Source organism: Pollutimonas thiosulfatoxidans (genome assembly GCF_004022565.1).
Taxonomy (GTDB): domain Bacteria; phylum Pseudomonadota; class Gammaproteobacteria; order Burkholderiales; family Burkholderiaceae_B; genus Pusillimonas_D; species Pusillimonas_D thiosulfatoxidans.
Genome location: NZ_CP022987.1, coordinates 3,229,556 through 3,255,761 on the forward strand (window position 1 = coordinate 3,229,556; position 26,206 = coordinate 3,255,761).

Sequence of the window (26,206 nt, forward strand, 5' to 3'; positions counted from 1 at the left end):
ATGCGAATCTATAGCGTTCACGGGCGTCCTTGGGCCGGAACCGGGTCGCCGCCGGCGATGGGCGGCGCTGCTTCATGGGAGCAGTCGTGCGCGCGGGCCTCCGAACTGGGCTTTGACACCGTGCTGACCCGGACGGACGCCGAGGTAGCGCCCTTTGGCGAAGGGGGCTTGCCGCAGGCTCTGGAAGTCTGCTCCCGTCATGGTCTGGATCTTTACCTTGATGTCGAGATTGATCCGGCTGACCAGCCTTTGCAGGCCTGGATCGAGATCTTGATACACCACGCCAAGGAAGGCGCTGCTGGATTCCTTTGCCGTAATCCATCGGCGTTGCCTGCAATGGACTGGTGTGCCCTTGTCGCAGCGGTACACCAGAAGCATCAAGACTGTGTTTTTCTTGCCTGGACGCCCGGTCTGTCGGCGGCGCAAATCAAGGCACTGGCGGACTGCGGCTTCACGGCTGGCTTTCTGTCTTTGCCTTGGTGGGATTACCGGTCCTTATGGCTGATGGAAGAGCGTGATCGCCTGTGCCAGTTGGGCCGCGTGATCGCACCGCTGTCCAGCTCGGACGACACGGCGGGCCAGCGCGCATTGTGGACGGCCGCCTTCATTGGCGACGGCTTGATGATGCCTGCAGGGTTGGAAGACCGGATAGGTCCTCAACCCGTGATACAGGCCAATCGCTGGTTGGTGCAGCGGGCTGAGTCCGGCGCTCGCGTCAGCAAGCTGTCCGGCCCCCGATCTGCAATGACCGCAGTGTTCCGGGGCGGAGATTCCGCTCGTCTGCTGCTGCTTAATCCTGACGCGCAACGGGCGGCCCCGGTCGATCGCGGCATGTTGGCTTCGCGCATGCCGGCCAGTTATATCTTGCCCGCAAGCGATACCAACGAGGTGCCTGAAACGCTGGAACCGAACGCCTGCGCCGTCGTTACGGTGTCACTTGCCGACCCGGTGAGCCTGAGCGGTACGGCGGCCGGTCTTGCGCGCAAGAATGCCACCCCACCCCTGGATGCGCCCCGGATAGCGATCGAAAGCATCACCCCCAACGTAGATGCGGGACAGTTCCCGGTAAAGCGGACGGTGGGAGAGAGGGTCGTCGTACAGGCCGATGTGTTCGTGGATGGTCACGAACATATCGCCGTGCAGCTGCTCTGGCGACCTGGGGACGAAGCGGCATGGCGCCGCGCGCCGATGCAGGCCTTGGGCAATGATCGGTGGCAGGCGGCGTTTGTACCGGAGCGCCTGGGCAGGCATTGCTACACGGTCCAGGCATGGCGAGACGCCTGGCATACCTACGCCGACGGCCTGCGCAAGAAGGTGGAAGGTGGCCAAGATGTATCGCTCGAAGCCGAAGAAGGACGCATGCTCATCGCGGCCGCGATCGAACGGATCCAGGACGACGACGCCGACACGGCGACTACGCTGGCCGCCTTATTGCGGTCGGTGGGGCGTCCGCAAGACCGGGCCGAGAACACCCAGAAGCGACGGCCAGCAGGCGTGGCCAAACATCCCGCGATTCCGGCCGCCAGCCCGGAGCAGATCAAGGTGCTGCTGTCATCCGACATGGCAGCGGCCATGGCGGCAGCCGATGACAAACCGTTCGAAGTCAGCGCCCCCGTTCACCTGCTGACGGTGGATAGGCGCGAGGCGCGGTTTGCCAGTTGGTACGAGCTGTTTCCCAGATCGTATAGCCCCGTCCCCGGGCAGCATGGCCGCTTCGTCGATGTGATCGCGCGCCTGCCCGCCATACGGGACATGGGGTTCGACGTCCTGTACATGCCGCCGATCCACCCGATTGGGCTGCGTAATCGCAAAGGCCGCAATAACGCCTTGCAGGCCGGGTCGGATGATCCTGGCAGCCCCTACGCGATCGGGTCCGCCGAAGGCGGCCACGATGCGGTGCATCCGGAACTCGGCACTCTGGACGATTTCCAGGAATTGCTGCGGGAGACACGCGCACATGGAATGGAAATCGCGCTGGATTTCGCTATCCAGTGCTCGCCGGATCATCCGTGGCTCGCCCAGCATCCGGAATGGTTCGATTGGCGGGCGGATGGCAGCCTGCGCTATGCCGAGAACCCGCCCAAGCGCTACGAGGATATCGTCAATCCCGACTTCTACACGGCGGCGGGGACCACCCGCCAAGCCAGTTTGTGGCGGGCACTGCGCGATGTGGTGGTGTTCTGGGTCGAGCAGGGCGTACGCATTTTTCGTGTGGACAATCCGCATACCAAGCCCCTGCCGTTCTGGCAGTGGCTGATCGCCCAGGTTCAGGCCAGCGCCCCGGACGTGTTGTTTCTGTCCGAGGCGTTCACCCGACCCAAGATGATGTACCGACTCGCGAAGGTAGGCTTTACCCAGTCTTACACGTATTTCACCTGGCGCAACGACAAGTCCGGCTTGCAGGCCTATTTGACCGAGCTTAATACGGCGCCGGTGGCGGATTTTTTCCGGCCGAATTTCTTTGTGAACACGCCGGATATCAACCCGCACTTTCTGCAGACCTCGGGGCGACCCGGATTTCTGATTCGCGCCGCGCTTGCCACCACGATGTCGGGCCTATGGGGCATGTACAGCGGCTTTGAGCTGTGCGAGGCTGACAGTTTGCCGGGCAAGGAGGAGTACCGGGATTCCGAGAAGTATCAGTTTCGCGCATGGGATTGGGACAGGCCGGAAAACATCATCGATGAAATCAGTCGCTTGAACCATATCCGCCGCAGCAACCCGGCGCTGCAGACTCATCTGGGCATCCGCTTTCATCGCGTCGATAACGACCAGATTGTGTTCTTTTCTAAAGCAACAGAAGAGGGCGACAACATCGTGCTGGTCGCCATTAGCCTGGACCCGTTTGCACGACAGGGGGGCACCCTGGAGATTCCGGTTGATCTATGGGGTGGGGAGCCGGATCAGTCCACGCGCCTGCGCAGCCTGTTCGACGACGGTATTTTTGTGCTGCACGGAGACCGGCAGTACGTAGAGCTGGGGCCGGACCGGCCATTTCTCTTATGGAGTGTATTGTCGCCCGCCTGAGAATCCACCCCCGTAGCACAACCGCATATCAAGTAGGAAGATTCATGCCCCAGCCCGACAAAGAAAGGTCCGAATTGGTCGACGACAAGCTCTGGTACAAGGACGCTGTCATCTATCAACTGCATGTGAAATCCTTCTTCGACGCCAACAATGATGGACAAGGCGATTTTGCCGGGCTGATCGCCAAGCTCGATTACATCGCCAGCCTCGGTGTCAATACTGTCTGGTTGCTGCCGTTTTACCCGTCTCCGCGTCTGGACGACGGTTACGACATTGCGGAGTACCGCGGCGTGCATGAAGACTATGGTTCTTTGGCCGATGTGCGCCGGTTCATCAAGGCAGCCCACGAGCGGGGCCTGCGGGTCATCACAGAGCTCGTTGTAAATCACACCTCGGACCAGCACCCCTGGTTTCAGCGCGCCCGCCATGCCAAGCCGGGGTCTGCGGCTCGTAACTTTTATGTATGGGCCGACAATGATCAGGGCTATGCGGATACCCGCATCATTTTTTGCGATACCGAGAAATCGAACTGGACATGGGACCCGGTCGCGGGCGCCTATTTCTGGCATCGCTTTTATTCGCACCAGCCGGATCTGAACTACGACAATCCCAGGGTATTGAAGGCCTTGATCGGGATCATGCGCTATTGGCTCGACATGGGCGTGGACGGGTTGCGCCTGGATGCGGTGCCGTATCTGGTGGAAAGAGAAGGAACCAACAACGAGAACCTGCCCGAAACGCACGGCATATTGCGACGTATACGGGCCGTCATGGACCGCGAGTACCCGGACCGGATGCTGTTGGCCGAGGCGAACCAGTGGCCCGAGGACGCCCAGGAGTATTTCGGCGATGGCGACGAATGTCACATGTCATTCCACTTTCCGCTCATGCCGCGCATGTATATGGCCATCGCTCGCGCGGACCGCTTCCCGATTACCGACATCATGCAGCAGACCCCGGAAATCCCGGAGAACTGTCAATGGGCGATATTTCTGCGCAACCATGACGAGCTGACGCTCGAGATGGTAACCAGCAGTGAACGCGACTATCTGTGGGATGTGTACGCCGCCGATCGGCGCGCCCGCATCAACCTGGGAATACGGCGGCGGCTCTCGCCCTTGCTCGAGCGTGACCGCCGGCGCATTGAACTGATGAATAGCTTGCTCTTGTCCATGCCGGGAACGCCCGTGCTTTATTACGGCGACGAGATCGGCATGGGTGACAACATCCATCTTGGCGATCGGGATGGTGTCCGTACGCCGATGCAATGGAGCCCGGATCGAAACGGGGGCTTTTCGCGCGCGGATCCCGAGCGCCTGTCCCTGCCGGTGCTGATGGGCCCCCTTTACGGATATGAGGCCGTCAACGTCGAGGCGCAGCAACGTGATCCGCATTCGCTGCTGAACTGGACGCGGCGGATGCTGGCAAAGCGACAGCAGACGCATGTCTTTGGCCGAGGCAGCTTGCGTTTCCTGTATCCCGGCAACCGCAAGATACTCGCCTACCTCCGGGAGCATGAAGGCTTGACGGTCTTGTGCGTAGCCAACCTGTCCAATGCATCCCAACCGGTGGAACTGGATCTGTCGGCGCTGTCGGGCCGGGTGCCCATTGAATTGCTGGGGGGCACGCCGTTTCCGACGATAGGCGAGCTGCCCTATCTGCTTACTTTGCCGCCTTATGGGTTTTATTGGTTCGAGTTGAGCCCCAGCGCCGCGCCGCCTGCCTGGCATGCCAGCGGCCCGCAGCAAATGCCTGAGTACATCACGCTGGTATGGCGGCGGCGGCCCAGCAATCAGTTGGTGGAGGGTTCGCGGCGGGCACTGTGCGAACAAGTGCTGCCTCAGTATCTGGAAAGGCAGCGTTGGTTCCCCGGCGCGGGGCCTGTCGGGCCGGCGCGGATAGGCTACATAACGCCTTTGCCCGCTTCGGATGCCAGTCAGGCCGAGCTGTTCCTCGCGGAGTTCGAGGTCGATGGCAACGAGGCCGCTGAACGGTATTTTCTTCCGCTCGCGCTGTTGTGGGGCGAGGCCGCCACGAGCGTGCCCGCGCAGCACGGACTGGCGCAGGTGCGTCGCGGTGCCGAGCTCGCGCTTGCCGCCGACGCCTACGCGGTGCCCGATTTCACCCATGCCATGCTCGACGCCTGGCACCGCCAGCTCGAGATCAATATTGAAGGGTCACAGCCCAGCACGTTGATCTTTCGCGCCGAGCCCGGCTTTGACGCCACGGACTGGCCTGCCGATCTTGAAATCAACTGGTTCCATGGCGAGCAGTCCAACAGCTCTGTGGTGCTGGGCGATATCGCTGTACTGAAGCTGATACGGCATGTCGTGCCCGGCATGCATCCCGAAGCGGAAATGACGCGGCAGCTTACCCGCAGCCAGTACGCCAACTCTGCTGCCTTGCTGGCAGAACTGCTGCGGATATCGCCCGACGGCACCCCTCATACCTTGGCGTTGGTCCATGCCCGGATCGCCAACCAGGGCGATGCCTGGACCTGGACACAGGACTACCTGACGGGCACCCTGGAGGACGCCGCCCTGACGGGTGAAAGCCGCGACGATTTCCAGGAAGAATTGCGCAGCTACGCCACCGTGGCGGCAACCATAGGCAAGCGCCTGGCCGAGCTGCACCGTGTCTTGGCGCAACCGGCCGACGACCTTGCCTTCCAGCCGGAGGTCGCCGAAAAACGCCACGCCCAGGCATGGGCCAAGGATATACGCAGCATGCTCAGCCAGGCCTTGAAGGCTTTGGGTGGCAAGAATATCGGACTGGATGAGCGAGCCGGACAGGCGCACGACGAATTGCTGTCCATCAAGAAAGAGTTGCTGGCAGCAGTGGACGCGCAGGCCGGCAATCTGGTGGGCACGCTACGTACGCGCGCACACGGCGACTTCCATCTGGGCCAGGTGCTCATCGCCCAGAACGATGTGTACCTGATCGACTTCGAGGGTGAGCCGGCCAGATCGCTGGAAGAGCGCCGCGCGAAAACATCGCCATGGCGTGACGTGGCCGGCTTGATACGCTCCTTCGATTATGCAGGTGCATCGTTCATGACCTCGGACACCACGACGGCGCCCCACGGCGCCGCGACCGATGGCGGGGCGAGCGAAGTGCAGGCACCGGCGGTGGCGGCCCTGATGGATCAGCGCCGCAGCTTGCTGGACCAATTTTGCGCCACGGCGACCGAGGCATTCCTCAACGGCTATCGCGTCGCTATCGCCGAACCGGGTAGCAATGTCGAAGAACAGCAGGATGGCGAAGCCGCGATGGCTGTCATGGCGTCGCAGGACCGCGCCTTGCTTGATCTGGCCCTGGTCGAGAAAGCTGCTTACGAAATCTGCTACGAAGCAGCCCACCGGCCGGACTGGATTGCTATTCCCCTGTCCGGCCTGCTGCGGGCAGCGCGTCGCTTGATCAGGACGGCCACGGACCAGGATTCTGGAAAAGAGACGGAATGACGCATACAGAGACCGAGAAACTGCGCTATGGGAATCTGCTGGGCGATCTGGATATGTACTTGATCGCCGAAGGCCGGCACGAGCAATTGGCCGACTGCCTGGGTGCGCATGTGACGGAGATCGACGGTGTGCCCGGCACACGCTTTGCGGTATGGGCGCCGAACGCCCGCGAGGTGACGGTCGTCGGAGATTTCAACGATTGGGATGGCCAGCGGCACTACATGTATCTGCGCCGCGAGTGTGGCGTTTGGGAAATCTTTATTCCTGACGTCGGGCCAGGTGCGCTTTACAAGTTCCAGATCCGTGGCAGCGACGGGCGGCTATTACCTCAAAAGGCGGATCCGGTGGCGCGCCAGACCGAGATGCCGCCGGCAACCGCATCGGTGGTCACCGACCCCACTGCTTTCGTCTGGACCGACGATGCGTGGATGCAAGACCGAGCGGCGCGTCACCAGGTCGACGCACCGCTTTCCATCTACGAAGTGCATCTGGGCTCCTGGATGTCGACGGACGAGCAGGGCAGCGTATGGACGACGGTCGGTCGCCGGCTCATCGATTATGCCGTGGACATGGGGTTTACCCACCTGGAATTGCTGCCCATCACCGAGCACCCATTTGGCGGCTCTTGGGGCTATCAGCCTTTGGGGATGTTCGCGCCGTCCGCGCGCTACGGGACGCCCGCGGAATTTGCGGGGTTCGTGGATGCCTGCCATGAGGCGGGCCTGGGGCTGATCCTGGACTGGGTGCCGGCGCACTTTCCGTCTGATCCGCATGGACTGGTGGAGTTCGACGGTACGCAGTTGTACGAGCATGCAGACCCCCGACAGGGATTCCATCCTGACTGGAACACCCTGATCTACAACATGGGGCGCAACGAGGTGCGTAATTTCCTGATGGCCAGCGCCCTGGAGTGGCTGCGCCGCTACCACGTAGACGGCCTGCGGGTCGATGCGGTGGCTTCCATGCTTTATCTGGATTACAGCCGCGAGCCGGGGCAATGGACGCCCAACCGCTACGGCGGCCGGGAAAACCTTGAAGCGGTAGCCTTCCTGCAAGAGTTGAATCAGGTCGTTGCCGAGCGTTGCCCTGGCGCGCTGGTCATAGCAGAAGAATCGACGGCATGGCCGGGGGTGACCGCGCCGGTCAGCGAGGGCGGCTTGGGCTTTCAGTACAAATGGAACATGGGCTGGATGCACGACACCTTGCGCTACATGCAGTATGAGCCGGTGCACCGGCGGTATCACCATCATGACATGACCTTCGGGATGGTCTATGCCTACTCGGAAAAATTTGTCCTGCCTTTGTCCCACGATGAAGTCGTGCACGGCAAGGGCTCATTGGTGGGCAAGATGCCGGGCGACCCCTGGCAGCGCCACGCCAGCCTGCGCGCGTACTTCGGGTTCATGTGGGGCCACCCTGGCAAGAAGTTGTTGTTCATGGGCGGCGAGTTGGCGCAGGTGCATGAATGGAACCACGATGCCCAGTTGGACTGGGCCGCCCTGGACGACCCGCTGAAGGCTGGCGTGCAAGGTGTAGTGCGCGACCTCAATGCCTTATACCGCAGCACGCCGGCACTGCATGGCAGCGACGCCGTCCCGGCTGGCTTTGCCTGGATTATCGGAGACGACCAGGACAACAGCGTATTCGCTTTTCTGCGTCGCCATGGCGGGCAAACCGCACTGGTTGTCAGCAATATGACGCCCGTGCCTCGCATCGCTTACCGCATCGGCGTGCCCCAAGCGGGGCGCTGGAAGGAATGCCTGAATACGGATGCCGGATCTTACGGCGGTTCGAACATGGGGAACATGGGTGCTGTGGCGACATCGGGGCACCCATCGCATGGGTACGATCAATCGCTGGCGCTGGTGCTTCCTCCCTTATCTACCTTGATTTTCGTTGCGGAGTAGCGCATGAGTACACATTTGCCCGATCGCCTCTCACCTGGCCTGCCTTATCCCCTGGGCGCCACCAGTGATGGGCTGGGCGTCAATTTCGCGGTTTTTTCCGCCAATGCCAGCAAGATCGAGCTGTGTCTGTTCGACCCTCGGGGCCGCAAGGAACTGCGCCGCCTGACGATGCCGGAATGCACTGACGAGGTCTGGCACGGCTATCTGCCGGATGCCGATCCGGGACTGGTTTACGGTTATCGGGCCTATGGGCCTTACGATCCAAAGAACGGGCACCGCTTCAACCCCCACAAGTTATTGCTGGATCCCTACGCCCGCCAACTCGAGGGCGCGGTGCGTTGGTCGGACGCCTTGTTCGGCTATCGTGTCCAGCACCCTCGGGCGGATCTGAGCATGGACAGGCGCGATTCCGCCAACCTGGTACCCAAAGCCGTGGTGGCCGATAGCGGTTTCAATTGGGGCGAGCGGTCCCGGGCCTACACCCCATGGGCCGAGACGGTCATCTATGAAGCTCATGTGCGTGGGGTCACCATTAGCCGGGGCGATGTGCGCAGCGAGTTCCGTGGAACCTGCGACGCGCTGGCCAATCCGCGCTTCATTGACCATCTGTTGCGGATCGGTGTGACGGCCATCGAGCTGCTGCCGGTGCATGCCTTCTTGCAGGATCATTTCCTGGTGGAGCGGGGCCTGCGCAATTACTGGGGCTACAACACCTTGTCCTATTTTGCGCCCGAGCCAGCCTACTTGACGCACCGCAAGACCAATGATCTGCGCATGGCGATACGGCGCTTGCAAAGTGCCGGCATCGAAGTCATTTTGGACGTCGTCTATAACCATACGGCCGAAGGCAACGAACTGGGGCCGACGCTATCCTGGCGCGGTCTGGACAACGCCAGCTACTACCGCCTGATTCCCGGCGATGAGCGTTACTACATCAACGACACGGGCTGTGGCAATACTGTCAATCTGTCTCATCCCCGCGTTTTGCAGATGGTGATGGATTCGCTTCGATACTGGGCCGAGAGCTATCGGGTCGACGGCTTCCGCTTCGACCTGGGTGTGACGCTGGGTCGTGAGGGCACGGGTTTCGACCCCGGGTCCGGTTTCTTTGACGCCATCCTGCAAGATCCTGTGCTGTCTCGCCTGAAGCTTATCTCAGAGCCCTGGGACACCGGTCCCGACGGCTATCAACTGGGCAGCCACCCGCCTGGCTTTGCCGAATGGAACGACCGATTTCGCGATGGTGTCCGGCGCTTCTGGGCCGGCGAGGCCGGGATGCGCGGCGAACTGGCGGGCTACATGCTCGGATCGCCGGAGCTGTTCGATAGACGGCACCGCCGACCCTGGTCGTCCATCAATTACCTGGCGTCGCATGATGGCTTCACGGCGCAGGATGTCGTCAGCTATAACGACAAGCACAATGAAGCCAACGGTGACGAGAATACCGATGGGCACGGCGAGAATTTCAGCAACAACTGGGGAGTGGAGGGGCCTACCGACGACGAGGACATCAAGTCGCTACGGACGCGTGTGTTGCGGTCCATGCTCGCCACGGTGTTCCTGTCGAACGGCACCCCCATGCTGCTGGCGGGGGATGAATTCGGCAATAGCCAGCAAGGCAACAACAATGCCTATTGCCAGGACAACGAGATATCGTGGCTCGACTGGGAAGAAGCCAGTACGCCGGAGGGGCGGGAGCGCATCGCTTTTGTTGCCTCGCTGACTGCACTGCGCCGCTCGCATCCCTCGTTGCGCCTGCCGCGCTATGCCGATGGCAATCACGAATTGATCTCGGGCGTGCCACGCATCGCCTGGTACGACCTGGATGGCGAAGCCATGAGCGAAAGCGCATGGGAGTTCGCGGAAGGAAAGGTGTTGGGCCTGCGGCGGGCCTTTCTGCAAGAGGACGGCCAGTTGGATCTATCTTTATTGATCGTCAACGGCGGCCCGGACGACGTAAATTTTCAGCTACCGGCGAACGGCTGCGCGTGGACCTTGAAGCTGGACACCGCTGAACCCGGAGCGACTGTCACGGCCGTTTCGACCGATAGTGTGATGGTGGCAGCGCATGGGTTGGTCCTGCTTACGGGTGCGCTGACAACGGAGCAAGACAATGGCGGAACCTGAGCATCAGGTGGCCCGCGGCCGGGTTGATACGGCACCGGCGGCGCCTTCCTATCAATTTGGCGCGCTTATGCTGGGCGACGGCACGGCGCGCTTTCGGCTATGGGCACCCAGTGTCCAGGCTGTGACGCTGGAGTTGAACGGACAGCCGCCACTGCCCATGAAGCGCGTAGACGATGGGTTCCACGAAGTGGTTTGCGAGTGCGTGGTGGGCAGCCGTTATCGCTACCGCATAAGCGCCGACCTGTGTGTGCCCGATCCCGCATCGCGCTTGCAGGACGGTGATGTCCACAGCTATAGCGTGCTCACTGACGCGTCTGCCTACGCCTGGCGCAATGTCGAGTGGCGGGGCCGCCCTTGGACCGAGACCGTGTTGTACGAAGTCCATTGCGGCTTGCTGGGCGGATTTCGCGGTGTGCAAGAGCGGCTTGCCGACTGGTGCGAACTGGGCATCACCGCTATTGAACTGATGCCTATTGCCGATTTCCCCGGTCCGCGCAACTGGGGCTATGACGGCGTTCTGCCCTATGCGCCGGATAACGCCTATGGCAGTCCCGAAGACCTGCGCCTGCTCATCGATACGGCACACTGCATGGGTATGCAGGTCATTCTTGATGTTGTCTACAACCATTTTGGTCCCGACGGCAATTACCTTCCGTCCTACGCACCCGAGTTCTTCCGGGACGATATCAAAACTGCCTGGGGTCCGGCGATCGATTTTCGCAAGCCCCAGGTGCGTGCCTTCTTTGCCGAGAACGCCCTGTACTGGCTCAACGAATACCGCTTCGACGGCTTGCGCCTGGATGCCGTCCATGCCATTTCGGAACGGGACTGGCTGGTGGAAATGGCCGCTTATGTGCGTGGCCACCTGTCGCCGGACCGGCATGCCCACCTGATCCTGGAAAACGACGACAATGCCGCCAGCCTGTTGCGAGAAGGCTTTGATGCGCAGTGGAACGATGACGCGCATCACATCGTGCACCATATTTTGACCGGCGAGGCCCATGGCTATTACGGCGCCTATACCGAGGATCCAGCGCGCGACCTGGCCAAGTGCCTGGCAGAGGGCTTTATCTATCAAGGGCAACCCAGCCCTGCGCGCGGCGGTGAGCCACGTGGCGAGCCCAGCAAGGGCCTGCCGCCATACGCGTTCATCTTCTTCTTGCAAAATCACGATCAAACCGGCAACCGCGCTTTGGGCGAGAGGCTGACCGCCTTGTGCGACCAGAAGCCGGAAGCCTTGCGCGCCGCAGTCACGCTGCAGTTGCTGGCACCGCATATTCCCTTGTTGTTCATGGGCGAAGAATACGGATCTCTTGCGCCGTTTCAGTACTTCACCAGTTTCAGTGATCCGGATCTGGCGCGCGCCGTCAGCAAGGGGCGGCGCAACGAGTTTGCGGCGTTTCCGGCGTTTTCAGACCCCGAGGCCAGATCGGCCATACCCGATCCCAACGACCTTCAAACCTGGCAGAACTCGATACCGCTGGCCGACGAACATGACTTGCGGCACAAGCGCAGCAGGTTGTTCTATCAGGCCTTGCTGCAGGCGCGCCGTCAGTTCATCACCCCACATCTTGAAGGGGCGCAGAGCGTGGGGGCGACAGTCCTTGGTCCGAATTGTGCGGCGGCATGCTGGCGCTTGGGCAATGGCAGTCTGCTTCGAATTTACTGCAATCTGTCGGGCCAGGCAGTCGACCTGCCCGAAGAGGTATCCAAGAGCGAAATCATTCTGTTCAGCAGCGGCGCGCACGCCGACGAGACCTTGCGGACGGCGCGCCTGGCGCCCTACAGCACCATCGCAACCGTGGAGGCCAAGGTGCCGGGTCGCGCATCGGTGGGGGGGCAGGCATGAAGAAGAGGGCCCCGTCGCCCTTGTATCAACTCGCCGAGGCAGCAGGACTGCAGGCCGTCTGGGAGGACGCCTTCGGCGATACCCAGCAGGTAGATGAGTCGGTACTGCGCGATATGCTTGGCCGCCTGCATCTACCCAGTGGCAGCGACGCCCAGATCCGCGAAAGCCTGGCTGCCTTGCGATCAGAGTCGGTGTCGGCCGATGCGGCGCTGGTGATCGGGGAGGTCGGGCGCGCGCTAGTGTTCCCCTACACCGGCCCACTGTCTTATGAAGTCAATCTTGATGGAGGGGGGCAGGTTCGCGGGGTGGCGAGCGTTGAAGGTCCGGGGCTCGCAGTCATCGCTCCCCTGGCCCGTCCCGGCTACCACAGGCTGTCGATAGGAGCGCGTGAGCTGACGCTGGCGGTTGCTCCGCAAAGGTGTCCGTCCGTCGCCGACTGTAACGGCACGGGCGGTGGGCGCGCGTGGGGAGTCGCCGTCCAGGCGTATGGTTTGAGGCGGAACGAAACGAACCCTCAATGGCAAGCCCTGCATGGCGCCGGCGACTATACCCTAGTCGGCCAGGCCGCTGCTGCGGCCGCCCGTCATGGCGCAAGCGCCTTGGCGATCAGTCCCGTGCATGCCATGTTCAGTGCAGCGCCCGAGCGATACAGCCCGTATTCCCCGTCCAGCCGCTTGTTCCTGAATGCGGCTTACATCGATCCCGCAGCCGTACTTGGCGGCGACGCCATGCTGGCGGCCCTGCGCGACGAAGGCGGTGGCGACGCCGGCCCCGCGCCCGTGTCCGATTACATCGACTGGCCCGATGTGGTGCAGCGTCGCTTGCAGGTTCTGCGTCGTATGTACGTCCAGTTCTGCCATAGCGGTCCCGAGGCACTGCTGACAGCGTACCGCGCCTACCGTAGCCGGAGTGGCGAAGCGCTGGAAAGTCACGCACGCTACGAGGCTTTGCATGCCATGTATAGCCGGCAACTGGGCCCGGAAAATGGTTGGGGTGACTGGCCCGCCGCACTGCAAGATCCACGCGGCGCGGCAGCAGAGGACTATGCGGCGGCCCACGGGGAAGAGGTGGGTTTCCACGCCTTTTTGCAATGGCTGGCCGATGAGGGTCTGGCCGAGGCGCAACAGGCGGCGCGCCATGCCGGCATGGGCGTGGGCCTGATCGCCGACCTGGCTATTGGAACCGATCCGCGCGGCAGCCATGCCTGGAGCCGCAAGAAGGAGATCCTGGTCGGCGTATCGGTCGGGGCACCGCCCGACCTGTATCAGGCACAGGGTCAAAACTGGGGTCTGACCGCTTTTTCGCCCCGGGCCCTGCAGAGCAGTGGCTACGCCGCGTTTATCGAAACCCTGCGCGCCGCCCTGGCGCATGCGGGCGGCATACGCATCGATCATATTCTGGGGCTGGCTCGCATGTGGGTCATTGCAGACGGCGCCCAGGCGCGACAAGGCGTCTACTTGCGCTATCCGCTGGACGACATGTTGCGTCTGGTTGCCCTGGAGGCATGGCGTCACAAGGCGATTGTCATCGGCGAGAACCTGGGCACCGTGCCTCCAGGTTTCAATGAAAAACTCGAAGAGAAGGGCATCATGGGTATGAGCGTGTTGTGGTTTGAGCAGAAGCGCAATGAGGACACTGATGGAGAGCTGGCGTACACCTTGCCGGCAGATTGGCCGGCTTCGGCGATGGCAACGACCACGACGCATGATTTGCCCACGGTCGAAGGCTGGTGGGGCGGCCGCGATCTGGCATGGCGGGAGCGGCTGGGCGAGGCCGGCGAGACGCCAGGCGCGCAGCAGCAGCGAGTACAACGCGAGCAAGAGAAGACCGCCTTATGGCGGGCCCTGCAGGCAGCGGGCTGCACGACAAGCAAGCTGGCCGCTGTGCCTGAGGCGGCACCGCGTGATGAGATCCTGTCTTTTGTCTCGAGCGCGCCCAGTGCCCTGTGTGTGGTGCCAGTGGAAGACCTACTGGGCTTGTCCGAGCAACCCAACTTGCCAGGCCCACCGCCGGCGCAGGGCCCCGGTCATCCGAATTGGGTGCAACGTTTGCCGGTGCCGGTTGATCAACTTTTCGATGAGCCGTCGGTGCAGCGCAGCGTAGCCGCCGTCATCAATAACCGGAACCCGGCATGAGCACGCCCTTGTCCACCGTCAGGCTGCAGTTGCATGGCCAGTTCACGCTGGCCGATGCGGCGGCTCGCGTACCGTACTTCTCCAGACTGGGTATCAGTCATCTCTACCTGTCCCCGATTACGCGGGCCCGTGCCGGCTCGACCCATGGTTACGACGTGGTGGACCATACCATGGTCAGCGACGAACTGGGCGGGATGGCGGCGCTACGCGCCCTGGTGGACGTCGTGCGCTCACATGGCATGGGCTTGTTGCTGGACATCGTCCCCAATCACATGGCCACGCACAGTAGCAACGCCTGGTGGTGGGACGTACTGCGCCACGGCCGACTTAGCCGGTATGCCGATTGGTTCGATGTCGATTGGCACACGCCCCAGCCCGGCCTGCGAGGCAAGGTGTTGGCGCCCTTCCTGGCAAAGCCCTATGGCGAGAGCCTGGCCGATGGCAGTATTGCAGTGGTACTTGAGCAGACGGAAGGCGTGCCGCAAATAGAGGCCAGCGGTGCCCGCTATCCCATCGCCCCAGATTCCATGCGGGTGGCCGGGCTGGACGCCCAGATGGCGGCCCGTTATTACGACGGCAGCACCGAAGATGGACGTCAACGCTTGCACGAGCTGCTCGAGAAGCAACACTATCGATTGGCGTGGTGGCGCTGCGCCGCCGACATGATCAACTGGCGGCGTTTCTTCGAGGTGAGCGAACTCATAGGCGTACGGGTCGAGCTTCCGGAGGTGTTCGACGCCGTCCATGCGCTTCCCTTGCAACTGTATGCGGAAGGCCTGATCGACGGCTTGCGTATTGACCACGTCGATGGTTTGGCACAGCCCGTGGCCTACTGCGCCAAACTTCGTGCTGCGCTTGACGAGCGCCGCGCGCAGCGGCCCGCAGCGCTGCGCAGCGATGCGCCCTGGCTCATCATCGAGAAGATCCTTGCGCCGGGCGAAACCCTGGACGCCTCGTGGCAGGTTGATGGCACCAGCGGCTACGACTTCATGGATCAGGCTGGTGCTGTACTGCATCAGCCGGACGCCTGCATGGCACTGACCGACTTGTGGGCGCGGACCGCCCAGGACAACCGCGATGCTGCAGCTCACGTTCGCGCAGCCAAGAAACTCTTGCTGGAGCGGCATTTTGCGGCCGAGCGCAAGGCGTTATTACGCGTGCTGTGGGGCCTGGCGCAAGGTAGTGTGCAGGGCCGCGACTGGAGTCGCGAGCTGATAGGGCGTGTGCTGGACCGATTCCTGGAGGTTTTTCCCGTTTATCGCACTTATGTCGGGCCGCAGGGACGCAACCCGCAGGATGCCGACCTTTTTGCCCGGGTGATGAGCGAGGCGCTTGCCGTCCTGGACCGCGGTGATGCACAAGAGGGAGCCGCCCTGCTTACCTGGCTGGAAGCAGGCTTGGCCGGGATTGGCCAAACCGAAGCGGCACAGACTGCGGGGTCGACCCTGGAAAAACAAGGCCTGGCGATACGCCGGTTGCAGCAACTGACACCGCCCCTGGCTGCCAAATCGCTGGAGGACACGACGTTTTACCGTTATGGCCGCCTGCTGTCGCGTAACGAAGTCGGGTCCGATCCCGCGGTTTTTGCGATCCGGCCCGACCGCTACCACGAGCGCAATGCCTGGCGTGCCGCGCACGCGCCGCGCGCCCTGCTTGCCACGGCCACGCATGACCACAAGCGGGGTGAGGATGCGCGAGCGCGTCTGGCGGTACTTACCGAGGCCCCGGACTTGTGGGCGCAAGCGGTTGCACGATGGATGCAGTGGCCCGGCACACCCGCCGCGGCTTGCGCCCTGCATGCGGGCGAGCGCTATATGTTGTGGCAGGCCATCGTGGGTGCGTGGCCCATGGAATTGCGGGCCGATGATGAGCCGGCTGTGGGCGACTTCATCGCGCGCTTGTCGGCATGGCAGACCAAGGCCTTGCGCGAAGGCAAGCAAAGCTCCGGCTGGTTCTGCCCCGATGAAGCCCACGAAGCCGATGCGCAGGCGTTTTTGGACAGCATGGCGGTGGGCGGCCCACATCATGCCTTATTGAAGGACATTGGCGATTTTGTTGCCCGTATTGCCCCCGCTGGCGCCCTGAACGGTTTGGTGCAGACCGTGCTGCGCACGACGGCGCCCGGTATACCCGATCTATATCAGGGTACGGAATTCTGGGATTTCAGTCTGGTGGATCCGGACAATCGTCGCCCCGTGGATTATCCGGGTCGGCAAGATGCCCTGGATGCCCTGGATAGCGGGGTCGACATCGTTGAGTTGCTGGCGCAATGGCGGGATGGCCGCATCAAGCAGGCAGTGGTGGCGGCTTGCCTGCGATTGCGCCGGCGCTTGCCGCTAGCCTTCTCGATAGGCGCCTATGAGGCCTTGCCGGTAAGTGGAAAGCGACACGAGCAGGTGCTGGCGTATGCGCGCAGCGCCGGCGACCAGCATTGCGTGGTGGTGCTGCCCCTGCATGGCCACCGCGGCCTGGCAGCCGCCGGCGACGCCGGGAGCTTGCAGTTCCCGGAACGCTATTGGGAGGACACTAGTGTAAGTCTGCCCCCCCGCTATGCCGGCATGGAAATGAAAAATGCGCTGGATGGATCCATCCAGCGCCCGGGCACGGGGGGCATGTTGCGCCTGGACGACCTGTTTGCCGACCTTCCGCTGGCGGTTCTGGCTAGCGCTTAAGGGTAGAGGCCGCGTACTTCGCGCGCCTCGAGAATGCGCGTGCATGCCGTGATGAAGGCGGCGGTGCGGTGGCTGACCTTGTGCTCTTTGGCCACGGCGGACACCGAGGTGTAAGCGGCGCGCATCATGGCTTCAAGCCGGTGGTTGATCTCGGTTTCGGTCCAGTAGAAGCTGGAGAAGTCCTGCACCCACTCGAAGTAGCTGACCGTCACGCCACCGGCGTTTGCCAGCACATCGGGCACGATCAGTGTGCCGTTGGAGCGCAGGATGTCGTCGGCTTCGGGCGTAGTCGGGCCGTTCGCCCCTTCGATCACGATTTTGGCGCGTATCGAGTTGGCGTTGTCTTCATTCAGTTGGCCTTCCAGGGCCGCCGGAATCAGCAACTCGGTTTCAAGCGCCCAGAACTCCGCCGGGCTGATCGTATCGGCGTCCGGTGCGCCCGCTACGCCGCCACGCTCCTCGACGTGCTTGATCAGGTTAAGGACGTTCAGGCCGTTGGCGTTGTGGACGCCGCCGGTGTGGTCCTGGACGGCGATGACCTTGGCGCCGGCTTCGTAGAAAAGACGGGCCGCCGTGCCCCCCACGTTACCGAAGCCCTGGATGGCGATGCGCGCATTCTCGATAGGTATGCCGGCGTCGTGGGCGGCTTCGCAGCCGACCACATAGACGCCGCGGCCTGTAGCCTCGACTCGGCCCAGGCTGCCGCCCAGGGATACCGGCTTGCCTGTTACGACGCCGGTGGTCGTGGCGCCTTCATTCATGGAGTAGGTATCCATCATCCAGGCCATGGTCTGCGCATTGGTGTTGACGTCGGGAGCCGGAATGTCTTTGTTGGGGCCGATGATGGCGCCGATCTCGCTGGTATAGCGTCGCGTGATGCGTTCGAGCTCAGAGCGCGAGTAGTTGCGCGGGTCCAGACGTACCCCGCCTTTCGCGCCGCCGAATGGCAAATTGACAGCAGCGGACTTGACAGACATCCAGGCGGCCAGGGCCATGACTTCGGACAGGGTGACGTCTTGATGGAAGCGCACGCCACCTTTTCCCGGCCCGCGACTGGTGTTGTGCTGCACGCGATAGCCTTCGAAGTGGGCGATGGTGCCGTTGTCCAGTTCGATGGGTATATCCACGATCAGCGATCGCTTGGGCCGTTTGAGGGTTTCCACCCAACGCGACAGCTTGCCCAGGTATGGCGTTACCCGCTCTACTTGCTCCAGGTAGATGCCCCAAGGCCCTAGGTCGTCGGAATGCAGGTAGGAAGGTAGCGGGTGCGTCGGATGTTCAGACATGGTTGCGCCTTGTTAATTAAAGAGAAAATGGGAATATAGCGGAGGCCTGGCAGCCTTTGTTGCCGGTATTTTAGTGCTTGTGCGCCATTACGTCCCTTAAAGCGGTCGCGGCCAGAATTTTAGGGCCGGATACCCGGCCCGCATGAGCTTATGTCTTTGCCGATTAATGGCCCCGGGTGATAAGCACTTGACGATTAAGTCGTTCCCCTTGCTGCGCGGCGGGTGCAGACTGGCTCCTTTGGATCAGGATGGCCGGATGTGACGACACAGACTTCAAAATGGACCGCGCTGCAGGCATCGCTTGCCGACTTGTCGCGCAAGCACCCGGACGCGGTGTTTGCTTCGTCCATGGGGCTGGAAGATATGGTGCTCGCCCACGCCATCTTCCAGCAGCGCTTGCCCATACACGTATTTACGCTGGATACCGGGCGCCTGCATGCGCAGACGCTGGACTTGATTGAACGGGTTGAGGATCGCTATGGCCTGCGTATCGAGCGCGTGCATCCCGATGCCTCGGCGGTCCAGGCCCATGTGGATCAGCACGGCGCCTACGCCTTTTACGACAGCCTTGAACTGCGCAAGGCCTGTTGCTCGCTACGCAAGGTGCAGCCCTTGCGGCGTGCCCTGCAGGGGCGTTCGGCGTGGCTGACCGGGCAGCGGCGCGACCAGGCCTTGACCCGCGAGGCCCTGCCCGAGGCCGAGTACGACACCCACTTTGGCCTGATGAAATACAACCCGCTGGCCTCCTGGTCCCTTGAAGACATTGGGGCGCTTATCCAGGCCGAGGACATCCCCTACAACCCCTTGCACGATCAAGGCTATCCCTCCATTGGCTGCGAGCCCTGCACCCGCGCAATCCGACCCGGCGAAGACCTGCGGGCCGGCCGCTGGTGGTGGGAACAAAAGCTAAGTAAAGAATGCGGCCTGCATGCGGGCAATCTGAAACACTGAAAGGAAAGCTCATGGGAGAAATCACGACGCGTACCCACCTGGACTGGCTGGAGTCGGAAGCCATCTATATCTTGCGCGAGGTCGCCGCCGAATGCGAGAAGCCGGTATTGCTGTTTTCGGGCGGCAAGGATTCCGTGGTGTTGTTGCGGCTGGCCGAGAAGGCTTTTCGACCGGGGCGTTTCCCGTTCCCACTGATGCATATCGACACCGGCCACAACTTTGACGAAGTCATTGCCTTCCGCGACCAGCGAGTGGCCGAATTGGGCGAAGACCTGATTGTGCGCCAGGTACAGGATTCGATCGCCCGCGGCAGCGTGGTCCTGCGTCGCGCCAACGATTCCCGCAATGCGGCGCAGGCCACCACCTTGCTCGAAGCCATAGAGGAATTCGGCTTTGACGCCTGCATAGGCGGAGCACGCCGCGACGAGGAGAAGGCCAGGGCCAAAGAGCGCATATTTTCCTTCCGTAACGAACATGGCCAATGGGATCCCAAAGCCCAGCGTCCCGAGCTATGGAGCCTGTTCAACACCAAGGTGCATCCGGGCGAGAACATGCGCGTCTTCCCGATATCCAACTGGACCGAACTGGATGTCTGGCAATACATCGCCCGCGAAAAGCTCAGCTTGCCGTCTCTGTATTACGCCCACGAGCGCCTGGTGGTGCGCCGCAATGGCCTCTTGATGCCGGTCACACCGCTGACACCACCGCGAGCGACCGAAATTCCTGAAACGCAGATGGTGCGCTTTCGCACCGTGGGGGATGTGTCGTGTACCTGCCCGGTGGCCTCTGTCGCGGCAACGCCCGAAGCCATCATTGCGGAAACCGCCATTTCCACCATCACGGAACGCGGCGCGACCCGCATGGACGACCAAAGTTCAGAGGCCTCGATGGAGCGCCGAAAAAAACAGGGGTACTTTTAATGAACGCCATCAATGATTCCTGGCTGTCGGGTAACGAGCTCGGCGTATTGCGACTGATTACGGCGGGTTCCGTGGATGACGGAAAGTCCACCCTGATAGGCCGCTTGCTGTACGACAGCAAAGGCGTTTTCGCCGATCAGTTGGCCGCCGTTGCACGCTCCAAATACGGACGCGCGCCTGCTAATGAGATAGACCTGGCCTTGCTTACCGACGGGCTGGAAGCCGAGCGCGAACAAGGCATCACGATAGACGTTGCTTATCGATACTTTGCCACCCCCTTGCGCAAGTTCATCGTGGCCGACGCGCCAGGGCACGAGCAATATACGCGCAATATGGTGACCGGCGCCTCGACGGCGCATGTAGCCATTATTCTGGTGGACGCCAGCCGACTGGACGAGGGCGGTCTGCTAACGCAGACCAAGCGCCACAGCGCGCTGGCGCAGATGCTGGGCATCAAGCATATTGTGGTCGCTGTAAACAAGATGGACTCCATCGCCTGGGACGAGGCTGTATTCACGCGGATACGTGATGCCTATCTGCAGCTTGCTGCACAACTGGGTATTGCGCATTTCCATATCTTGCCGATCTCAGCCCTCTACGGTGACAACGTGGTGCTGCCTTCACAGCATAGTCCCTGGTATGCGGGGCCGCCGCTGTTGAGCTTGCTCGAGACCCTGCCCGCAACGGTGCCGACAGCGGGCGAATCGGCGCGATTCTTTGTGCAGTGGGTCATACGCCATGGCGGCAGCGGACCGGACGCCTTGCGCGGCTATGCGGGTCAACTGGCGGGTGGGGGCTTGCGAGTGGGCGACGGCATCAAGGTATTGCCCTCCGGCCTGACCGCGATCGTGACACGCATCCTGCGTTTCGATACCGACGTAGTCAGCGCCCGCGAAGGCGAAGACGTCACCCTGGTGCTGGACCGGGATATCGACGTTTCGCGTGGGGATTTGCTGGTGCCGGCTGACGTCGATTTGCCTTTGACGCGGGAATTCGATGCCGAGCTGTGCTGGCTGGACCAGCACGCCTACAATCCGGCCCGCCCTTATTTGCTCAAGCAAGGTACCCGAAACACCCACGCCCGGATCAGCCAGTTGCACAAGCGGCGCGACCCGCGCGAACTCCAATGGACGGCCGGGGGCGACGGTCTGCAGATGAACGACATTGGGCTGGTCACGCTGGCTACGCGCGACCCCATGGCCGTGGAGCGGTACGTCGACCAGCCACTTACGGGCGCCTTCATCTTGATCGATACCACCAGCCACCAGACGGTGGCGGCCGGCATGGTGCGCTGATAGCGCGCCGCTACTTGCCGTATTGCTTCAAGCCGTCCAGGTCGAGCACCTGGACGGCCCCATACTCCACCTTCAGCAAATGCGCCGCCTCGAGCGTGCGCAAGGCTTGATTGGTGCGTTGCCGCGAAATGCGCGCGAGGTAGCCGATCTCTTCCTGGGTGATGTTAAGCCGCATGCCCTTGCCGGGATACAGCAACGGATTGAATAGTTCGGCCAGGCAGCGCGCAACCCGGGCGTCGGGCGCCAGCAACCTGTCGTGCTCCGCCTTGCCGATGAACTGACCCACGCGCTCGTTGAGCTGGTGCAACAAGTAACGATTGAACGGAATGCTGTTGTCCAGCAGCCAATTGAAGGTAGCCACGGGAAGCCGCACGATGGTTGAGTCGCGCAGGGCAACCACGTCGTACTTGCGCGCTTCGCCTTTCAACAACGAGCCTTCGCCTATCCAGCCTCCCGCAGGGACGCCGGTAAGGGAAGCCATCTTGCCCTCGGGGTTGCCCACCGATACTTTGACCAGGCCGCTGGACACTCCTATCCAGGCATACGCCATCTCGCCCTTGCGCTCGACGATGGCGCCGGCGGAATAGTGAGCAATGAACACATCGCGCAGCACGCGGGTTTGCTGCTCGGCAGTCAGAAGGCCGAACCAGGCTGCGGACTCTTCGAGAATGGCTTGCAATGACATGAGGATTTACCCTAGATAAGGCATGAATGTCATATTCGTGACAGTTGGGACCCATGCCAGACTATACCTTTGCATCATGCTGAACAAGATTCTATCGGCAAGACACACATAAGGATAAGCCCGACAAAGATTGGGCTTCGACAATACTGCTGAAGGAGACACGTGGTGCAAGACCTGCCTACGAAAAGTACATCCGCAGGACCATGGACTTTCCCGGCGCTGGTAATGCAACATGCCAAGCTGCGGGGCGCCCGTCCCGCGATGCGCGAGAAAGACCTCGGTATATGGCAGACGATAACGTGGGCTGAGGTCGCACAGCAAGTGCGTACCCTGGCCCATGGCCTGGCGACGCTGGGTGTGCAACCGGGCCACCATGTGGCCGTTGTCGGAGAGAACCGTCCACGCCTGTATCTGGCGATGATGGCCACGCAGGCGCTGGGCGCCATTCCTGTGCCGCTATATCAAGACGCCGTTGCACAAGAAATGCTGTACGTCCTGCAGGACGCCGAGATACGCGTAGCCGTGGTCGAGGATCAAGAGCAGGTCGACAAAATGCTCGAGCTTGGCGAACGTTGTCCGGCCCTGGCGCATGTGGTGTATGACGATCCGCGCGGCCTGCGCAATTATCCGCCCGGCATGCTGCTGGCCTTCGAGCGCCTGCTTGAAATCGGTCAGGACCACGCCGCTGCGCATCCCACCTACGTCGACGACGCCATGGCTGCCATCGATCCGGACGACGCGGCCGCCATGTTCTACACCTCTGGCACCACTGGCAAGGCCAAGGGGGTCATGCTTACGCACCGCGCCTTGATCGACCGCGCCGTCGCCATACAACAGATGGAGAACCTGACGGACCAGGAAGACGTGCTGGCCTACCTGCCGCCCGCCTGGATAGGCCAGAACATGTTCTCGTACACGCAGTTCCTGGTTACCGGGTTTACGGTCAACCACCCCGAGTCGCCCGAAACGGTGTCCATCGACATGCACGACATCGGGCCCACCTATTACTTTGCGCCGCCACGCGTGCTCGAAGGCCTGCTGACCCATGTCATGATCCGTATGGAGGACGCCAGCGCCCTCAAGCGCGGCATCTTTCAGGCCTTCATGAAGCTGGCCCGGCGTGTTGGCGTTCGCATCCTCGATAAAGACCCCACCGTCAGTGTCTGGGATCGTTTCAAGTACCGCCTGGGCGACCTGCTGATGTACGGGCCGCTGCGCAACGCACTGGGCATGAGCCGTGTGCGTATCGCCTACACCGCCGGCGAGGCTATCGGCCCCGACCTGTTCGCCTTTTATCGCTCCATAGGCATCAATCTGAAGCAGCTCTACGGCTCGACCGAGACGTCGGTTTTCGTGTGTGTGCAGGCCGATGGCCACGTTCGCGCCGATACCGTTGGGCCGCCTGTGCAGGGGGTGGATATCCGGGTGGCCGAGAACGGCGAGATCCAGCTGCGCAGCCCGGGCATGTTCAAGGGCTATTACCGCAATCCCGAGGCCACGGCCGAATCCTATACCGACGATGGCTGGTATCACACCGGCGATGCGGGCTACCTGGATACCGATGGCCAACTGAAGATCATCGATCGCGCCAAGGATGTCGGAAAACTGGCGGACGGCAGCCTTTTTGCCCCCAAGTACATCGAAAACAAACTGAAATTTTTCCCATACATCAAAGAGGCCGTCGCCTTCGGCGCTGACATGCCCGAGGTCTGCGCCTTCATCAACATCGACCTGGAAGCCGTGGGCAACTGGGCAGAGCGCCGCGGACTGCCCTACGCCGGCTACACCGACCTGGCCAGCAAGCCCGAGGTCTATGAGCTGATCGCCGATTGCGTCAATCAGGTCAACGCCGATCTGGCGACCGACCCCAAGCTGCAGGGCTCGCAGGTTTATCGCTTCCTGATCCTGCACAAGGAACTCGACCCCGACGACGACGAACTGACTCGTACGCGCAAGGTAAGGCGCGGCTTCATCGCCCAGAAGTACGGGGTACTGGTCGAGGCGCTGTTCCAGGGCCGCAGCAGTCAATTCATCGAAACCGAAGTCAAGTTCGAGGATGGGCGCAGCGGCATGATCTCGGCCGACCTCAAAATCGCCACCGCAACGGTTTATTCCGGCAACACCAAGAAGGCTGCATAAATGAGTTCAGGCGTTCGAGACCAGCGGATCGGGGGCACTCTCCTGGAAATGCGCAATATCTCCCTGGCTTTCGGGGGGGTCAAGGCGCTTACTGATATATCGCTAGATGTCAAAGAGCACGAGATCCGCGCCATTATCGGGCCCAACGGCGCCGGTAAAAGCTCTCTGCTCAACGTCATCAACGGCGTTTACACGGCACAGCAGGGCGAGATTACCCTGGCCGGTGTCAAGTTTGCCAAGATGAGCTCCCGGCGCGCCGCCGAGATGGGCATCGCCCGCACATTCCAGAATCTGGCGCTGTTCAAGGGCATGAGCGTGCTCGACAACATCATGACAGGCCGCAATTTGCGCATGACCAGCGGGGTGTTGGCGCAGGCGTTCCGGCTGGGATCCGCCGAGCGCGAAGAAATCGCGAATCGCGAATTTGTCGAGAACATCATCGACTTCCTCGAGATCCAGCCTTATCGCAAGATACCGGTTGGCCGCCTGCCCTATGGCCTGCAAAAGCGTGTCGACCTGGGCCGGGCGCTGGCCATGGAGCCGCGCATGCTGCTGCTTGATGAGCCCATGGCGGGCATGAATATCGAAGAGAAGCAGGATATGAGCCGCTTCATCCTTGACGTCAACGACGAATACGGCACGACCATCGTCCTCATCGAGCACGACATGGGGGTGGTCATGGATATCTCCGACCGTGTCGTCGTGCTGGACTACGGCAAGAAGATTGGCGATGGCATGCCCGACGAAGTACGCCAGAACCCCGACGTGATCCAGGCCTATCTGGGCGCCAGCCACTAAGCAAGGAAGACAGACATGGCATTTTTTCTGGAGACTCTCTTTGGCGGCCTGATGACCGGCATGCTGTACTCGCTGGTGGCGCTGGGGTTTGTCCTGATCTTCAAGGCTTCAGGCGTATTCAACTTTGCGCAGGGCGCAATGGTGTTGATTGCCGCCCTGTCCATGGCGCGCTTCTCTGAATGGATACCGCAATGGCTGGGTATCGAAAGCCTGCTCTTGGCCAATGTGCTGGCTTTCAGTGTCAGCGCCGTGTTCATGTGGTTGATTGCCGTGGCCATCGAGCGCTGGGCCCTGCGCTATCTGGTCAATCAGGAAGGCACGACCTTGTTGATGGCGACCATAGGCATCGCATATTTCCTGGACGGCATGGGCCAGATGCTGTTTGGCAGCAACGTGTACTCCATCGACGTTGGCATGCCCAAGGACCCCGTCTTTATCCTGGACAGCATGTTTGAGGGGGGGCTGCTGATCAGCCTCGAAGACCTCACTGCTGCCGGCGTGTCGGCACTGCTGGTGGCGGCGCTGGCTATTTTCTTCCAGTACACCAGTGTAGGACGCGCCCTGCGCGCGGTGGCCGACGACCACCAGGCCGCGCAATCGATCGGCATTCCGCTGAACCGCATCTGGGTGGTGGTGTGGACGGTGGCCGGTGTGGTGGCCCTGGTGGCGGGGGTGATCTGGGGCTCGAAGTTCGGCGTGCAGTTCACCTTGTCGACAGCTGCTTTGCGGGCCTTGCCGGTGGTGATCCTGGGCGGCCTCACATCCGTGCCCGGCGCCATTATCGGCGGCTTGATCATCGGCGTGGGCGAGAAGCTGTCCGAAGTTTACCTGGGGCCTTACGTGGGCGGCGGCATCGAGATCTGGTTCGCCTACATGCTGGCATTGGTCTTCCTGCTGTTCCGTCCGCAAGGCCTGTTTGGCGAAAAAATCATTGACCGTGTTTAAGCGGCAACC

At 61.9% G+C, this 26,206-nt stretch carries 15 protein-coding genes; 13 read left to right on the top strand and 2 right to left on the bottom strand.

The window, feature by feature from the left end:
* Genes CKA81_RS15640 through treY form a run of 7 tightly spaced genes read left to right on the top strand, consistent with a single transcriptional unit; the run spans position 1 to position 17,178 of the window.
* A complete protein-coding gene (locus tag CKA81_RS15640; RefSeq protein ID WP_128356124.1) occupies positions 1-3,027 on the top strand; it encodes an alpha-1,4-glucan--maltose-1-phosphate maltosyltransferase in 3,027 nt (1,008 codons plus the stop codon).
* A 44-nt stretch (positions 3,028-3,071) separates the two neighbouring features.
* A complete protein-coding gene (treS, locus tag CKA81_RS15645) occupies positions 3,072-6,488 on the top strand; it encodes a maltose alpha-D-glucosyltransferase (RefSeq protein WP_128356125.1) in 3,417 nt (1,138 codons plus the stop codon).
* Entirely contained in the window at positions 6,485-8,395 is a 1,911-nt protein-coding gene (glgB, locus tag CKA81_RS15650; RefSeq protein WP_128356126.1) for a 1,4-alpha-glucan branching protein GlgB, read from the top strand. The genes treS and glgB overlap by 4 nt, the downstream gene beginning before the upstream one ends.
* 3 nt (positions 8,396-8,398) lie before the next feature.
* Positions 8,399-10,522 (top strand): glycogen debranching protein GlgX, encoded by a 2,124-nt coding sequence (gene glgX / locus CKA81_RS15655; RefSeq protein WP_128356127.1) that lies wholly within the window; start codon positions 8,399-8,401, stop codon positions 10,520-10,522.
* On the top strand, positions 10,509-12,371 hold the full coding sequence (gene treZ / locus CKA81_RS15660) for a malto-oligosyltrehalose trehalohydrolase (RefSeq protein WP_128356128.1): 1,863 nt from the start codon (positions 10,509-10,511) through the stop codon (positions 12,369-12,371). Before glgX ends, treZ begins: the two co-directional genes overlap by 14 nt.
* A complete protein-coding gene (gene malQ / locus CKA81_RS15665) occupies positions 12,368-14,506 on the top strand; it encodes a 4-alpha-glucanotransferase (RefSeq protein WP_128356129.1) in 2,139 nt (712 codons plus the stop codon). Before treZ ends, malQ begins: the two co-directional genes overlap by 4 nt.
* The gene (gene treY / locus CKA81_RS15670) at positions 14,503-17,178 is read left to right on the top strand and encodes a malto-oligosyltrehalose synthase (RefSeq protein ID WP_128356130.1); all 2,676 of its coding nucleotides are present in this window, start codon (positions 14,503-14,505) and stop codon (positions 17,176-17,178) included. The genes malQ and treY overlap by 4 nt, the downstream gene beginning before the upstream one ends.
* Here the strand turns inward: treY and CKA81_RS15675 are convergent.
* Entirely contained in the window at positions 17,175-18,464 is a 1,290-nt protein-coding gene (locus tag CKA81_RS15675) for a Glu/Leu/Phe/Val family dehydrogenase (RefSeq protein WP_128356131.1), read from the bottom strand. The genes treY and CKA81_RS15675 overlap by 4 nt on opposite strands.
* A gap of 258 nt (positions 18,465-18,722) precedes the next feature.
* Here CKA81_RS15675 and CKA81_RS15680 point away from each other — a divergent pair, with 258 nt between their 5' ends.
* From CKA81_RS15680 to CKA81_RS15690, 3 genes are read left to right on the top strand one after another with little or no spacing between them, the layout of a single operon-like run.
* Positions 18,723-19,415, top strand: a complete 693-nt coding sequence (locus CKA81_RS15680) for a phosphoadenylyl-sulfate reductase (protein WP_164878426.1) — start codon at positions 18,723-18,725, stop codon at positions 19,413-19,415.
* A gap of 11 nt (positions 19,416-19,426) precedes the next feature.
* The gene (gene cysD, locus CKA81_RS15685) at positions 19,427-20,335 is read left to right on the top strand and encodes a sulfate adenylyltransferase subunit CysD (RefSeq protein ID WP_128356133.1); all 909 of its coding nucleotides are present in this window, start codon (positions 19,427-19,429) and stop codon (positions 20,333-20,335) included.
* A complete protein-coding gene (locus tag CKA81_RS15690; protein ID WP_128356134.1) occupies positions 20,335-21,630 on the top strand; it encodes a sulfate adenylyltransferase subunit 1 in 1,296 nt (431 codons plus the stop codon). Before cysD ends, CKA81_RS15690 begins: the two co-directional genes overlap by 1 nt.
* 10 nt (positions 21,631-21,640) lie before the next feature.
* Here CKA81_RS15690 and CKA81_RS15695 read toward each other — a convergent pair whose 3' ends face one another.
* Positions 21,641-22,315, bottom strand: coding sequence for a Crp/Fnr family transcriptional regulator (locus tag CKA81_RS15695; RefSeq protein WP_128356135.1), 675 nt, complete (start codon positions 22,313-22,315; stop codon positions 21,641-21,643).
* Between the two features lie 162 nt (positions 22,316-22,477).
* Between CKA81_RS15695 and CKA81_RS15700 the strand changes: the two genes are divergently transcribed.
* Genes CKA81_RS15700 through CKA81_RS15710 form a run of 3 tightly spaced genes read left to right on the top strand, consistent with a single transcriptional unit; the run spans position 22,478 to position 26,197 of the window.
* Positions 22,478-24,454: an AMP-dependent synthetase/ligase gene (locus tag CKA81_RS15700; RefSeq protein WP_394342518.1), complete on the top strand. Its 1,977-nt coding sequence runs from the start codon at positions 22,478-22,480 to the stop codon at positions 24,452-24,454.
* Positions 24,455-25,252 (top strand): ABC transporter ATP-binding protein, encoded by a 798-nt coding sequence (locus CKA81_RS15705; protein WP_128356137.1) that lies wholly within the window; start codon positions 24,455-24,457, stop codon positions 25,250-25,252.
* A 15-nt stretch (positions 25,253-25,267) separates the two neighbouring features.
* Complete coding sequence (locus CKA81_RS15710; RefSeq protein WP_128356138.1) at positions 25,268-26,197, top strand: branched-chain amino acid ABC transporter permease; 930 nt, start codon at positions 25,268-25,270, stop codon at positions 26,195-26,197.
* Positions 26,198-26,206: the final 9 nt, after the last annotated feature.

Coding starts and splice junctions, on each gene's coding strand:
- treS (WP_128356125.1), top strand. CDS start 3,072: ATGCCCCAGCCCGACAAAGAAAGGTCCGAATTGGTCGACGACAAGCTC.
- CKA81_RS15640 (WP_128356124.1), top strand. CDS start 1: ATGCGAATCTATAGCGTTCACGGGCGTCCTTGGGCCGGAACCGGGTCG.
- CKA81_RS15705 (WP_128356137.1), top strand. CDS start 24,455: ATGAGTTCAGGCGTTCGAGACCAGCGGATCGGGGGCACTCTCCTGGAA.
- cysD (WP_128356133.1), top strand. CDS start 19,427: ATGGGAGAAATCACGACGCGTACCCACCTGGACTGGCTGGAGTCGGAA.
- glgX (WP_128356127.1), top strand. CDS start 8,399: ATGAGTACACATTTGCCCGATCGCCTCTCACCTGGCCTGCCTTATCCC.
- glgB (WP_128356126.1), top strand. CDS start 6,485: ATGACGCATACAGAGACCGAGAAACTGCGCTATGGGAATCTGCTGGGC.
- CKA81_RS15695 (WP_128356135.1), bottom strand. CDS start 22,315: ATGTCATTGCAAGCCATTCTCGAAGAGTCCGCAGCCTGGTTCGGCCTT.
- treZ (WP_128356128.1), top strand. CDS start 10,509: ATGGCGGAACCTGAGCATCAGGTGGCCCGCGGCCGGGTTGATACGGCA.
- malQ (WP_128356129.1), top strand. CDS start 12,368: ATGAAGAAGAGGGCCCCGTCGCCCTTGTATCAACTCGCCGAGGCAGCA.
- CKA81_RS15710 (WP_128356138.1), top strand. CDS start 25,268: ATGGCATTTTTTCTGGAGACTCTCTTTGGCGGCCTGATGACCGGCATG.
- CKA81_RS15675 (WP_128356131.1), bottom strand. CDS start 18,464: ATGTCTGAACATCCGACGCACCCGCTACCTTCCTACCTGCATTCCGAC.
- CKA81_RS15690 (WP_128356134.1), top strand. CDS start 20,335: ATGAACGCCATCAATGATTCCTGGCTGTCGGGTAACGAGCTCGGCGTA.
- treY (WP_128356130.1), top strand. CDS start 14,503: ATGAGCACGCCCTTGTCCACCGTCAGGCTGCAGTTGCATGGCCAGTTC.